Raw genomic sequence first — 13,083 nt, 5'->3', positions numbered from 1 at the left:
TCGGGCTGCCACGACCGCCCGAAGGACACACCGGTCCGTATGCTGGCCCGTTGTGCAGGTCTCTCAGCTCTGGCGTTACCCGGTCAAGTCGTTCGGCGGCGAGCAACTGCAGTCGGCGGCGATCGAGTCCGACGGGCTGCGCGGCGACCACATGTGGGCGGTGATCGACGCCGAGACCGGCACCGTCGCGTCAGCGAAGAAGGTGCGGGCCTGGTCGCGGCTGCTCGAGTGCCGTGCCCGCCTGCTCGACGACGCCGACCCGTCGGATCCGTCCGTCCTCGAGATCACGCTGCCCGACGGCCGGTGCACCCGCGGCGACGACCCGCGCACCCCCGGGCTGCTGTCCGAGCTGACCGGGCGTGCGTTGACCCTGGAGGCCCGCCCCCGCACCTACGACGAGGCGCCGCTGCACCTGCTCACGACGGCCGCCGTGGAGGCGCTCGGCACGGGCGACACCGCCGGTGTCGCGCTGCGCCGCTTCCGGCCCAACCTCGTGGTCTCGACCGACGACACCGGGTTCGTCGAGGACGACTGGCTGGGCCGGCGTGTCGAGGCCGGTTCCGTCGCGCTCGTGCCGACGCAGCGCACGGCGCGGTGTGTGATGGTGACGCTGCCGCACCAGGAGGTGCCGGCCCGGCGCGACATGCTGCGCACCGTCACCGACCGCAACCGCGTCCCGAACCGGGCGGGCGGCAAGCCCGCCCCCTGCATCGGCGTCTACGCCGACGTGGCATCGGACGGCGTGCTGGCCGTGGGTGATTCGCTGATCATCCGCTGAAACGGATCCGCGCGCCGACCGGACGTCGACACGCGGTATGCACCGCGCCGCTGTCGAACCGGCGCGCGGATCCGGGGAGAGTCGGCTCAGCGGCCGGCGTCCTTCGCGGGCAGGATGCGGGTGCGGACCTCGCCGAAGCCGATTCGGGTGCCGTCCGGACCCGGCGCGGTCGCGGAGATCGCGATCTCGTCGCCGTCCTCGAGGAAGGTGCGGGTCTCGTCGCCGACCTGAACCGGTTCCTTACCGCCCCAGGTGAGTTCGATGAACGCGCCGCGCTGGTCCTTGTCCGGCCCGGAGATGGTGCCGGATCCGAACAGATCGCCGGTGCGGGTGGCGGCACCGTTGACGGACGTGTGCGCGAGCATTTGCGCCGGCGACCAGTACATCTGGGCGTACGGCGGACGCGAGACGACGTGGCCGTTCCATTCGACCTCGAGATCGATGTCCAGGCCCCACTTCTCGGTGCCCTTCAGGTACGGCAGCGGCTCCGGGTCCTGCACCGGGGTGTCGACGCGGGCGGCCTCGAGTGCGGCCAGCGGCACGACCCACGGGGAGATCGAGGTCGCGAAGGACTTGCCGAGGTTCGGGCCGAGCGGCACGTACTCCCACGCCTGGATGTCACGGGCCGACCAGTCGTTGAGGATGACGGCCCCGAAGCAGTGGTCGGCGAACTCGTCCGGGGTGATCGACGATCCCATCGGCGAGCCGACACCGACGACGAAGCCCATCTCGGCCTCGATGTCGAGACGGATCGACGGACCGAAGACGGGCGCCGGATCGTTGGGGCCCTTGCGCTGGCCACACGGGCGCACGATGTCCACGCCGGAAACGACGACGGTGCTCGACCGGCCGTGGTAGCCGACCGGCAGGTGCTTCCAGTTCGGCATCAGCGGCGACGGGTTGTCGGGCCGGAACAGCCGTCCGAGGTTCGACGCGTGGTTCTCCGACGCGTAGAAATCGACGTAGTCGGCGACCTCGATCGGCAGGTGCAGTTCGACGTCCGCGACGGCGTGCACGGCCTCGGCGGGCACGTCCCCGGTGACCAGGCTCTGCAGCGCGGCGCGCACCTCGTCCCAGCGGGCGCGGCCCTGCGCCATGAAGGCGTTGAGGGTGGGCTCGGCGAAGGCGGGGTCGTCGAACACGACGGAGAGGTCGAGGACGGAGTCACCGACGCGCACACCGACGCGGGGCTCCGTTCCGGCCGTGGAGAACACACCGTAGGGCAGGTTGTTCGCGCCGAAGAGCGAACCTTCCGGAATGTCGATGACGGTCATGCAAGGGATCCTTCGGTGATCGGGGACATCGTCGACGGGGCCAGGCCGACCTCGACGAGATCGGCGAGCGGCTCCGCAATGCTGCAGGTGCCGAACGAGCGGAAGCTGTTGCGCAGCTCTTCGATTCGAGTAGGCGACAGGTCGCGCAGTCGGGCGGCGAGGCCGGCGCCGTCCCGGTCGGCGAGCACCGCCGCGACGGCCGCGGTGTCCGCACCGTCGAGCACGGCGTCGACGGCGGCGAGCACGTTGAGGAATCCGTGCTGTTCGAATCCGGTGTGCGGGTCGGTGTTGCGGACCGCGTGGTGCAGGCCCGCCGTGGCCTTGAAGGGGACCTTCGTGCGGACCACGGTCGAGAGGGCGTCGGCGAGTTCCCGTTCGTCGGGGTACGCCTCCGCGACGACCCCGCCCGTGCGGAACTTCGCCGCGTAACGCGACCCCACGAGTCCCTGGAGGATCTCGGCGCGGCGCTCGTCGCGCGGGACCTCCACGAACAGTGCGACTCCGGGGTACTCGGCGGCGATCAGGTCGAGGGCGACGAGCACACCGGCGGGGCTCTCCCCGGCGGGCACGGCGATCTCGAGGGCGGCCACGGTGACGCCGTCGACGTCGCGCAGGCTCTCCATCGCGGGAACGACCGCGGACGGCCCGCCCGGAACGGTCAGGCTCAGGGTGAGGTCGCCCCCGAACGGGCGCTGTCCGAGTGCCTCGAGCAACTCCGGGATCCGCGGCGCCGGGAACACGAACGTGCCCACCAGCCCGGCATGGTCGGCGACGCGGTGCGCGGCGTGGGCCGGCAGGGCGCGATCGAGCGGGGCGTTGCCGGGCGGGAACAGCGCGGCGTCGTCGCACAGTTCCGTCAGCAGGGCTCCGAGAGTGCTCACTTCTGCAGCCCCCGGTTCCAGCTTCCGGCGTAGGCCGCATCCTCGCACGCGAGCGCACCCTCGCCGAGTTCGAGCGGCCGGAACGTGTCCACCATGACGGCGAGCTCGTCGAAGAAGTCGACGCCGATGCTCCGCTCGTAGGCACCGGGCTGCGGACCGTGGGCGTGGCCGCCGGGATGGACGGAGATCGAACCCTGGCCGATGCCGGAGCCCTTGCGGGCCTCGTAGTCGCCGCCGCAGTAGAACATGATCTCGTCGGAGTCGACGTTGGAGTGGTAGTACGGCACCGGGATCGCCAGCGGGTGGTAGTCCACCTTGCGGGGCACGAAGTTGCAGATGACGAAGTTGTTGCCCTCGAACGCCTGGTGCGCCGGCGGCGGCTGGTGGACTCGGCCGGTGATGGGCTCGTAGTCGTGGATGCTGAAGGTGTACGGGTACAGGCAGCCGTCCCAGCCGACGACGTCGAACGGGTGGTTGGGCACGAGGTAGCGGGTGCCGACGATGCCGTGCGAGGTGCGGTGCTTGACCAGGACCTCGACGTTGGTGTCCTCCACCTGGATCAGCTCGGTCGGGCCGTGCAGGTCGCGCTCGCAGAACGGCGCGTGCTCGAGGAACTGGCCGAACCGCGACAGGAAGCGCTTCGGCGGGACGATGTGGCTGTTGGCCTCGATGACATAGGCGCGCAGCGGCTCGTCGCCGGTGGGGATCCAGCGGTGCGTGGTGGCCATCGGCAGCAGCACGTAGTCGCCGGCCTTCGCGTCGAGCACACCGAAAACGGTCTCGACGCGGGCGGTGCCGGACTCGACGTAGACCATCTCGTCGCCGACGACGTTGCGGTAGAGCGGCGACTCCTTCGTCGAGACGACGTAGGAGAGGCGCACGTCCGCGTTGCCGAGGATCAGCCGGCGGCCGGTGACGACGTCGGTCTCGGCCCAGACGGTCTCCGGGAACAGATCGTGCAGCTTCAGGTGGCGCGGCTTGAGGGGGTGGTTCGGGGTGGTGGCCTGCTCGGGCAGCTTCCACTCGGTCGCGTCGACGATGGCCGACGGGATGTGGCGGTGGTAGAGCAGCGCCGAGTCCGAGGAGAAGCCCTCCTCGCCCATCAGCTCCTCGTAGAACAGCCCGCCGTCCTCGTTGCGGTGCTGCGTGTGCCGCTTCGGCGGGATGACGCCGAGCTGTCGATAGAACGCCATGAGATTCCGCTCCTCGGGCTCTGGGTGGCTGATCCGCGGAGATCCCCCGCGGTGTTAGTAAATACCTTAACTAGTTTTCGGACGTGAGCGCAACCACATCGGGAAGATCGGTTGTCAGTTGCGGTCGCGCATATCGAACCGGCTGCGCTTGGTGATGAGCTTGTTGAGCAGCATGACGAGGATCTGCTGCTCCGCCTCGGTCAGCACATCGACCCAGGCGGCCTCGCGCTCGTTCTGGGCGCGGAACGTCTCCACGATCTCCCGCTCGCCGGCCTCGGTGAGCGACAAGCGGACCGACCGGCCGTCCTCCGGATCCGGGGTGCGAGCCAGCAGGCCGGCCTCGACCAGCGGTTTCGCCAGATTGGAGACAGCGGCGCGGCTCATGCCGGTGAGCTTGGCGGCCACCTTCGGCTCGATGGGGCCGGCAAGCCAGGTGACGAACATCAGGCGGTACGCCGACCACGACCGCCCCCTCGGGCGGTGCACGGCCGCCTCCAGGTCGTACGTGACGATGTCGGAGGCCCGGTTGAGGGTCAGCAGCACCTCGGTGGCCTGCTCGTGGTAATCGCCGTATCGGCTGCTCAGGCGCCGGTTCGCGAGTTCGACGAAGGACCAGTAGTCGAGGTCGCGGGCGTCCGCTTCGGTCATGGGCGCCACCTTATCCGAGGACGGCCGCGTTAGTATATGTGTTAATCAATTCCGATACGGAAACCCGGGCTGTCCGCCGTTGTGTGTCGGCACCGCACAATCGGGCAGAACGCACGACCGCCCGGCCGACACGTGGTCGGCCGGGCGGTCCGGGGACATGTCACATCTTGCTCATCGCGTCCGCGCCGCCGGCGAGCATCGCCGCAGTGACACCCACGGCGGTCACGCCCGTCATCACGAGGGCCACGGCGGCCACCAGCGGGTACCCGCCGTTGGACCAGTACTCGAACAGGATGGTGCCCATGACCTGGGTCCGGGACGCGCGCACGAGCAGCGACGCCGTGAACTCGTGGGTGAGCAGCACGAACAGCAGTGCCGCGGTGCCGCCCAAGCTGCCGCGCATGAGCGGCAGCAGGATCTTCACATTCGTGGTGACGAAGCCCGCGCCGCTGACGCGGGACGCTTCGAGGTAGCTGTCGCCGAGCGCGAGCATCGACGACAGCTGCATGCGGGTCGCGAACGGCAGCATGAGCGTGACGTACACCAGAATCACGACCCACGGCGTGCCGTACAGGATGATCGGACCGGTGGTGTAGGTCAGCAGGAACGCTGCGCCGAAGATCACGGCTGGAACTCCGAGCGGCATCGATACCAGAACGTCGACGAGGAGGCGAAGGGCCGGGTAGCGCTGGCCGCGCACGATCAGGCCGGCCGCGACGAAGCCGAGCGGCAGCACGATCGCCATGGCCGCGAACGAGAACATCAAGCTGTTGCCGACCGCGGCCGGCACGGCCGTGCCGGAGAAGATCGTGCGGAAGTTGTCGAACGTCAGGGTCGAGAAGTCGATGGTGCCGCGCCAGTATCGGGACAGCGCGACGAACACCAGGGCGAGCAGCGGCAGGATCGTCGACAGCAGCGAGAACACCAGGATCACCGCGACGCCGGCCTTGGAGGGCCGACCCTGTGATTTGAACGCCTTGCCGCCGTGCGTGACGAACCGACGCTGATTTCCGAGCATCGCCTTCTGCGCGAACACCACGACGACACCGACGACGAGCAGCGGTGAGCCGAGCGCTGCGGCGGTCGCGAACTGCGCGGGACTGTCACTGATCTGGAAGTACATCTCGGTCGTGAGCACGCTGACGCCGGAGTTGGTGCCCAGAAGCAGTGGTCCGGTGAACTGGCCGAGACCGAGCAGCAGCGCGACACCGGAGCCGTAGATGAGGGTCGGGCGCAGCAGCGGAAGGGTGATCCTGAAAAAGACCTTCCATTCCGGCATGCCGGAAACCTGTGCGGCCTCGATCATCTCGGAGTTGATGTTCTCGAATCCGGAGCGGACGAACATGAAGACGAACGAACTCAGCGAGAAGCCGGTGATGATGACGATCCACTCGATCGAGTAGATGTCGACCGGGCCTTCCTCGAGGTGCGACCACCACGGCAGATTCCGCAGCATGGCGTTGAGGTAGCCGGGCCGCGGCGACAGCAGAAACGCCCAGCCGACGATCGAGGCGACAGCCGGAATGACGATGGGCAGAATCGGCAGGACTTCGAGGAACGCGAATCGGCGGGGCAGGCGGCTGGCCGCCCACGCCAGAGCGGTTCCCAGCACCATCGCGATGGCCAGTGATCCGATCGCCAATCCGAGCGTGTACCAGAGGATCTGACCGATACGCGACAATCCGAATGCCCGCGAGTAACCGGCAGCGCCGTCCTCGAACGCGGTCAGTTGCAGGCGCACGATCGGGAGGACGACCAGGTAGGCGAGCAACGCGGTGAACGCGACGACACCCATTCGGCGTGCCCCGGCGCGCACCGCCGTATTCCGCATGCCGTTCGGGGCGGTTGTGACGGACTCGTGCTCCTCGGTCCGTGGCAGTGTCAGAATCGCCATCGCCCTCACCCCACCAGGGCGCTGACGAGCGCCTGCTGATCCATCGGCAGCGCCCTGCCGTCGGTGTCGAAGGTGCGCCCGTCGATCGGGTCGAAGGCGAGAACCATCCGCGCATCGCGTTCGATCAGCCGCGGTGCGCGGAACGAATCGAACGTCGCGACGCGGGCGTGCAACTGGCGGCGTCGGGAGCCCTCGACCGCGACCGAGAGCATGACGTCCAGGTGCAGGCCACCGTACTCGACGTCGTCGACGTTGACGAACATGCCCGCCTCGCCGGGCTGCAGGTCCGCCACGTCCGGGACCAGGCGTACTTTTTCGGGGCGCAGGCGCACCACGAACGAGCCGACCGACGCGGCCGCACGCGGCTGCATGCCGTGGATCTCGGTGCCCAACGCGTACCAGCGGCCGTCGACGTACTCGCACGGGACCCGGTTCGACATGCCGGTGAAACCCGCGACGTACTCGTCGACCGGCTCCTCGAAGACCTCGCGGGGCGGGCCCATCTGGACGATGCTGCCCGACCTCATGATCGCCATCCGGGTTCCCAGAGCGAGGGCTTCGCTCTGGTCGTGCGTGACGAACACCGCGGTGAACGGCTTGCGCTGGTGCAGGTCGTGGAGCTCCGCGCGCACCTGGTCGCGCAGGCGGGCGTCGAGGTTGCTCAGCGGCTCGTCGAACAGCACCAGGTCAGGGTGGGAGACCAAGCCGCGGGCCAGAGCCACGCGCTGCTGCTGACCGCCGGACAGCTCGGCGGGGAGACGGTCGAGCAACCGCTCGCAGTCCACCAGCGCCGCGGTCTCCTCGACGCGCCCGCTCGCGAGAGCGTCGGTGAGCTTGCGGGACTTGAGCGGATAGGCGATGTTCTTGCGCACAGTCATGTGCGGCCACAGAGCGTAGGACTGGAACACCATTCCGATGAACCGCTTGTCCGGGGTGAGGTTGATGCCGCGCTGCCGGTCGAACACCACCTGGTCGCCGAGGGTGATGGAGCCTCCGGCCGGCTGTTCGAGGCCCGCGAGGCAGCGGAGTGTCGTGGTCTTGCCGCAGCCCGACGGGCCGAGCAGCACGAGGAATTCGCCGTCCTCGATCTCGAGGTCGAGGTGGTCGACGGCGACGGTGGGTGGTTTTCCGTCGAAGTTCTTGAGCAGCTGGCGTACGGAGACGTGGGACACGGTGTACTCGCTTTCTGAACGAGCGGGGTTCAGGACTCGGTGGAGGAGAGCACGGCGGATGCCGGCTCCTGCCTCGGATCGGTGGATGCCTCGCTGCTTGTCGCGGCGCCTGCCGCGGCCAGAGCATAGAGGCGCTGGGCATGATCGTCACCGCTCCCCCACAGGACGCCGGAAGTCAGAGCACGGCGGTAGTACAGGTGTGCGGTGTGTTCCCAGGTGAAGCCGATGCCGCCGTGCACCTGGACGTTCTTCTCGACGGCGAGGCGTGCGGCGTCCCCGCAGGCGAGGGCTGCGATCGCAGCGGCCTCGGCCAGATCGTCGTCGCTCCCCTCCACGACGGCCCACACGGCGTGGGCAACGGCGGACTCGGCGAGTTCGACGGCCACGGAGACCTCGGCGAGCATGTGCTTGATCGCCTGGAATCCGCCGATGACGCGGCCGAACTGGACGCGCCGGCCGGCGTAGTCGACGGCATTGGCCAGGCAGGTACGCGCGACGCCCAGGCTCTCGCACGCGAGGGCCACGACTGCCCTGTCGTGGATCCACCCGAGTGGAGCGCGCTCCGCGAGGACGGTCGCCGGGGCGGCCTCGGCACGAACCCGGGACAGGATCCGGGTCGCATCGGTAGTGTCCATCCGCTCGGTCGTGAGCACGGTTGCGTCGACGGCGTAGAGGCCCACCTTCCCGGATTCGTCGGCGGCGGGCATCAGCACGGTGTCGGCGACGTCGCCATCCACGACGAAACCGGCTCGGCCCGTCACGAACACGTCGTCACCCACGTGTTCAGCCCGAAATCCGGGGTCCGTACCCGGTGCGGTGACCACCGTGGCGACGACGGTCTCCCCCGTCGCGATGCCGGCGAGCAGCTCCGCGGCACGCGGCGCGCCGTCGCAGCGCGACAACGCCGCGGCGGCAACGACGCCGCTGAGGACCGGGACCCTGCACAGTTCCGCACCGAGCAGCTCGAGGACGGCGGCGACGTCGGCGAACGACGCGCCGAGACCACCGGCGGCCTCCGGAACGGCGAGTGCACCCACGCCGATCTCGGTGCCCAGCACGGCCCACAGGTCACGATCGACCGGACCGTCGCGGTATACGCGCTCCGCGCGTCCGTCGACCGGGTCCGTCCGACGGATCACCGAGCGGATGGTGTCGGTGAGCAACGCGGTGTCCTCTGCCGCGGCCGAGGTTCCGAGAATCATGCTGTCGCCTTTCGTGGATGAGGGAGCGCCGGGTGCCCGGTCAGTCCGAGGACGGGAGGGGCTTCGCCTGCTTCTGGCTGAGGACCTCGTCGCCGACCGCGAGCGGCCCGGCGCCGCCGCGCACGACCACGACCTCGACGCCGCCACCGGAGTAGCGCTTACCCATGAGAAGCTCGCCGCCCTGCGCGGGTGCGGCCGGCGCCGCATCCGCACTCATCGGCTCGCCGCCGCACAGCAGCGGCCCCGTCGCGCCGTCGTCGATACGGACGACGATGACCTCCGCGGTGCACACCGCGCTCTTCAAACGTTCACCGACGTTCATCGGAAGTTCCTCTCGTGTCAGGTCCGTACCGAACCCGGTGTGCTTATTGGGAAGCGCCGAACAACTGCTCGAACTCGGCGCGGAAGGCCTCCACATCGGCGGCGGTGACGGTCCGCGAGTTGACCCAGATGTTCTCGGCCGGAGTCGCCGCCGTCGCGATGTCGGGCAGGACCGCGCCGGCCCGGTTGGCGACCGCTTCCTGACCGGCCTTGGTCACGAGGAAGTTCGCGAACAGTTGCGCCGCGTTGGGATGCGGAGCGGCGCCGCTGACGCCCGTGTAGAAGGCCGCACCGAACACCGGCTTCGGCATGGCCGACTCGACCGGAGCGCCGGCCGCCTTCTCGGCGGTCAGCGGGACGGTGTAGACGGTGGCGGCGAGTTCCCCGGAGGCCAGGGCCTGACCCATTGCCTGCGCACCCGGATAGGTGCGTGGTTGCTGCGCGGCGAGTTTCGCGACGAAGTCGGGTGAGACAGTGTCGGCGAGGTAGTCGTAGAAGTCGACGATCGCTGCGGATACCGGCAGGATCACGCCGATCTTGCCGCCGGCCAGCTCGGGGGCGAGCAGGTCCTCGTAGCTGTCCATGCCCTCGGGGACCCGGTCGGTGTTCCAGCCGTAGGTGAGCACGGCCGCCGACGAGGTGAAGATCGTGTCGCCGATCATGAACTTCTCACTGTCGAACTCGGCTGCGTCGAACGCCGGGCCGGTGACCGGGGCGTAGTAGCCCTCGGCGATACGCTCGTCGACCCACGGGCGGGCCGCCGAGGCGACGACATCGGCGACCTGCCGGCCGGTCGAGGCCTCCGCGGCCAGTTTGGTCTGCAGATTCGCGTCGTTGTCGCGGACGATGTCGACCGTGATCCCGTACGCCGACTCGAAGCGGTTGGCGAGGTTCTCGAGATTGTCGGTCGCCTGCCCGGTGTAGTACGTCACCGAGCCCTCCTGCTTGGCCGCCTCGATCACCTCCTGCCACGCGGCATCCCCCTGCGGGCCCAGGTCCTCTGCGGCGACCTCGGTGGTGGTGCCGGAACCGCAGGCGACCGCGGTGAACGTCAGCGCGGCGACCCCCAGTCCGGTGATCGTGCGGCGCAGCGTCGAGATTCTCATGGAACACGGCCTTTCGTGAAGAGCAGTACTCGAGGACTAGTACACAAGGGTGATGTTCGGATCGTGGCGTCGAGCGTCGGCTCAGGCGGTCGCGGCGGCGGCACGGGCGCGCGCTTCCCGCCAGGTCACTCCGCGGTCGACTCGAACTTCCGCCGGCAGTCCGAGCAGTCGCTCGGCAACGATGTTGCGCTGGATCTCGTCGGAGCCACCGGCGATGCTGTACCCGGGCGCGCCGAGCACGTGCGCGTTCCAGCCGAACGTGCCCGGCACGCCGGTGTCCGCGACGAGATCACGTCCGAGGATGATGCGCGCAGCCTCGGAGACCGCGGCGAGCTTGTCGACCCACTGGATCTTGCGCACCGACCCGACCGCCGTCGGGGCGGCGTCGGCCTCCCGGGCCTGACGATCTCGCAGCATGTCGACCTGGGCGAGCTTCTGCCGCAGGTAGACCCGCGCGAGTAGCTCGCGCACCCGCGGATCGGTGTCGCGGCCGAGAGTGCGGGCGGTGGCAAGGAGCTGGTCGAACTGCCCGCCGACGTTCGCCGAGTTGGACCCGCCCTCCCGCTCGAACGCCAGCGTGGTCAGCGCGACGGACCAGCCCTTGCCGATTCCACCCAGGCGCAGCGAATCGGGGATGCGCACCCGGTCGAGGAAGACCTCATTGAAGCTGCTGCCACCGGACATCTGCCGGATCGGGCGGATCTCGACACCCGGGGCGTCCAGCGGAATCAGAAACGCCGTCATGCCCGCATGCTTGGGCTGGTCCGGGTCGGTGCGCGCGATGAGTTCACCCCAGTCGGCGAACTGTGCGCCCGAAGTCCACACCTTCTGTCCGGTGATCACCCAGTCGTCGCCGTCGCGCACGGCTCGGGTACCCACGTTCGCCAGATCGGATCCAGCCTCGGGCTCGGAGAAGAGCTGGCACGCAAGCAGGTCGCCTCGCAGCATCGCAGGCAGGAACTCGCGCTTCTGCCCGTCCGTTCCGAGGAGCCGTATAGTAGGAGCGATCAGATGCATTGTCACGGAGAATAATTCGTGCGGCCGCAAAGGACAGTGATCGTTCTCGATACGGGAGAACGCCTCCGCGACATCGGCGCCGAGACCTGCGCCACCGAACTCCTCCGGCCAGTCGAGGGCGCCGTAGCCTGCTTCGAGCTTGACCTTCTGCCACACGCGGTGCTGATCGAGTAGTGCCTTCTCCTCGTCGAATCCGAGATCGTGGAACACGGCCACGTCGTAAGGGTCGTCGACCCGGTCGAACCCGAGCCGGGCGACGTTCTCGACGACCCACGCGCGGGCGCGGGACTCGAACTCCGAGAGGGACATCTTTCCTCCACAGTGCTGGGCCGTGCGAATGCGCGGCAGACGGGGTAGCGGCGGGGCTGCGGACTCAGGAGTCCAGGTTGTACAGCGCGGCGGCGTTGTCGTGCAGGATCTTCCGGGCGTCCGCCTCGGACAGGTGTGCGAAGTTGCGACGCAGGTACTCGTCGGGAGCCAGCGCATCGGAGGCCGGACCGGGCGACATCGACGTCGGGTGCGGGTAATCGGTTTCGTACAGGACGTTGTCGGCGCCGAGCTGCTCGATCGCGCTGCGGGCCGAGTCCTGCTCGAACCAGAAGCAGCCGTAGATCTGCCGCTTGAAGTACTCGCTGGGGAGCAGTTCGTACTCCGGGTGCTCCTTGTGCACACCCGAGTTCTTCCACTGCCAGTCCAGGCCCTCGAGCGCGAACGGGATCCAGCCGATGCCCGACTCGACCGAGACGAACTTCAGGTCGGGGAATCGATCGCAGATGCCGCCGCAGATGAGCTGAGAGATGGTGCGGGCGTTGTCCATGAAGAACGAGATGCCCATCATCGCGTAGTTGGCGTGCACGCCGTTGCTCTCGTGGCCGAAGCCGCTGAGGTCGACCTCGCCGGACGCGATGTGGAAGTTGATCGGCAGCTTCTTCTCCTGCGCCGAAGCCCACAGGCGGTCCCAGTACGGGTCGGTGAGCATCGGCAGACCGAATGCCGCCGGATTCTGCGTGAAGACCAGCCCCTTGTGACCCGCCGCGGCGACGCGCTCGACCTCGGCGAGCGTGGCCTCCATGTCCCAGAAAGGCAGAATGCCGACCGGAATGTACCGCCCGGGAGCGAATTGCGCCCACTCGGTCAGGTAGTCGTTGTAGGCCTTGATGCACGCGATCTGCAACTCGTTGTCACCGTTGGACTGCAGCGTCTTGGAGCTGAACACCGCGACGTTGGGGTAGAGGATCTGCGCGTGGATGCCGTAGTCGTCCATGATCGTCAGGCGCTTGGCCGGATCCCACGAGCGCGGGTCGGTGTCCTCGAATCGCGGCGGGCAGCTCGGCGGGTACTCGTGCCAGCCGGCCATCGCCGGCGAACCGACCGCGCTCATGCGCTTGCCGGCAACGAACCACGCCTGGTCACCGCGGTGATCGTCCCAGCGCACGTGCGGCACCAGATCGCCCCACTTCTTGGTCGACATCCGCGATGTCCACAGGTCCGGGGGCTCGACGACATGGGTGTCGGTGTCGATGATCTTGATATCGCGAAGGTCGTACACGTAATCCTCCTGAGAATCGGATGGAGTTCGAACGGAAGATCCGCTCGG

General features: G+C 68.5%; 12 protein-coding genes. 1 reads left to right on the top strand and 11 read right to left on the bottom strand.

Annotation, left to right across the window (positions count from 1 at the left end):
* The first annotated feature begins 52 nt into the window (after positions 1 to 52).
* Positions 53 to 778 (top strand): MOSC N-terminal beta barrel domain-containing protein, encoded by a 726-nt coding sequence (locus tag JYA75_RS07640; protein WP_203329846.1) that lies wholly within the window; start codon positions 53 to 55, stop codon positions 776 to 778.
* Between the two features lie 86 nt (positions 779 to 864).
* Here JYA75_RS07640 and fahA read toward each other — a convergent pair whose 3' ends face one another.
* The 11 genes from fahA to JYA75_RS07585 form a co-directional block, all read right to left on the bottom strand.
* Positions 865 to 2,052, bottom strand: coding sequence for a fumarylacetoacetase (fahA, locus tag JYA75_RS07635; protein ID WP_065922002.1), 1,188 nt, complete (start codon positions 2,050 to 2,052; stop codon positions 865 to 867).
* A complete protein-coding gene (locus JYA75_RS07630) occupies positions 2,049 to 2,933 on the bottom strand; it encodes a hypothetical protein (RefSeq protein ID WP_065922001.1) in 885 nt (294 codons plus the stop codon). Before JYA75_RS07630 ends, fahA begins: the two co-directional genes overlap by 4 nt.
* Positions 2,930 to 4,126 (bottom strand): cupin domain-containing protein, encoded by a 1,197-nt coding sequence (locus JYA75_RS07625; protein WP_006939821.1) that lies wholly within the window; start codon positions 4,124 to 4,126, stop codon positions 2,930 to 2,932. Before JYA75_RS07625 ends, JYA75_RS07630 begins: the two co-directional genes overlap by 4 nt.
* A gap of 114 nt (positions 4,127 to 4,240) precedes the next feature.
* Entirely contained in the window at positions 4,241 to 4,774 is a 534-nt protein-coding gene (locus tag JYA75_RS07620) for a MarR family transcriptional regulator (RefSeq protein ID WP_006939823.1), read from the bottom strand.
* Between the two features lie 160 nt (positions 4,775 to 4,934).
* A complete protein-coding gene (locus tag JYA75_RS07615; protein WP_029546405.1) occupies positions 4,935 to 6,668 on the bottom strand; it encodes an iron ABC transporter permease in 1,734 nt (577 codons plus the stop codon).
* A 5-nt stretch (positions 6,669 to 6,673) separates the two neighbouring features.
* Positions 6,674 to 7,840: an ABC transporter ATP-binding protein gene (locus JYA75_RS07610; protein ID WP_050035994.1), complete on the bottom strand. Its 1,167-nt coding sequence runs from the start codon at positions 7,838 to 7,840 to the stop codon at positions 6,674 to 6,676.
* A 29-nt stretch (positions 7,841 to 7,869) separates the two neighbouring features.
* Positions 7,870 to 9,042: an acyl-CoA dehydrogenase family protein gene (locus JYA75_RS07605; RefSeq protein WP_029546407.1), complete on the bottom strand. Its 1,173-nt coding sequence runs from the start codon at positions 9,040 to 9,042 to the stop codon at positions 7,870 to 7,872.
* 40 nt (positions 9,043 to 9,082) lie between these two features.
* On the bottom strand, positions 9,083 to 9,364 hold the full coding sequence (locus JYA75_RS07600) for a hypothetical protein (RefSeq protein WP_006939834.1): 282 nt from the start codon (positions 9,362 to 9,364) through the stop codon (positions 9,083 to 9,085).
* Positions 9,365 to 9,407: 43 nt separating this feature from the next.
* Positions 9,408 to 10,469 carry an extracellular solute-binding protein gene (locus tag JYA75_RS07595; RefSeq protein WP_043797983.1) on the bottom strand — a complete coding sequence of 354 codons (1,062 nt, stop codon included), beginning with the start codon at positions 10,467 to 10,469 and terminating at the stop codon, positions 9,408 to 9,410.
* Positions 10,470 to 10,550: 81 nt separating this feature from the next.
* Positions 10,551 to 11,795, bottom strand: coding sequence for an acyl-CoA dehydrogenase family protein (locus JYA75_RS07590; protein ID WP_203329845.1), 1,245 nt, complete (start codon positions 11,793 to 11,795; stop codon positions 10,551 to 10,553).
* Between the two features lie 64 nt (positions 11,796 to 11,859).
* Entirely contained in the window at positions 11,860 to 13,035 is a 1,176-nt protein-coding gene (locus JYA75_RS07585; RefSeq protein ID WP_050035997.1) for an amidohydrolase family protein, read from the bottom strand.
* Positions 13,036 to 13,083 lie beyond the last annotated feature (48 nt).

Origin of the sequence: Rhodococcus sp. PSBB066, from assembly GCF_017068255.1 — a bacterium.
Classification (GTDB): Bacteria; Actinomycetota; Actinomycetes; order Mycobacteriales; family Mycobacteriaceae; genus Rhodococcus; species Rhodococcus aetherivorans.
This window is presented reverse-complemented; position numbering and strand designations above follow the sequence as displayed.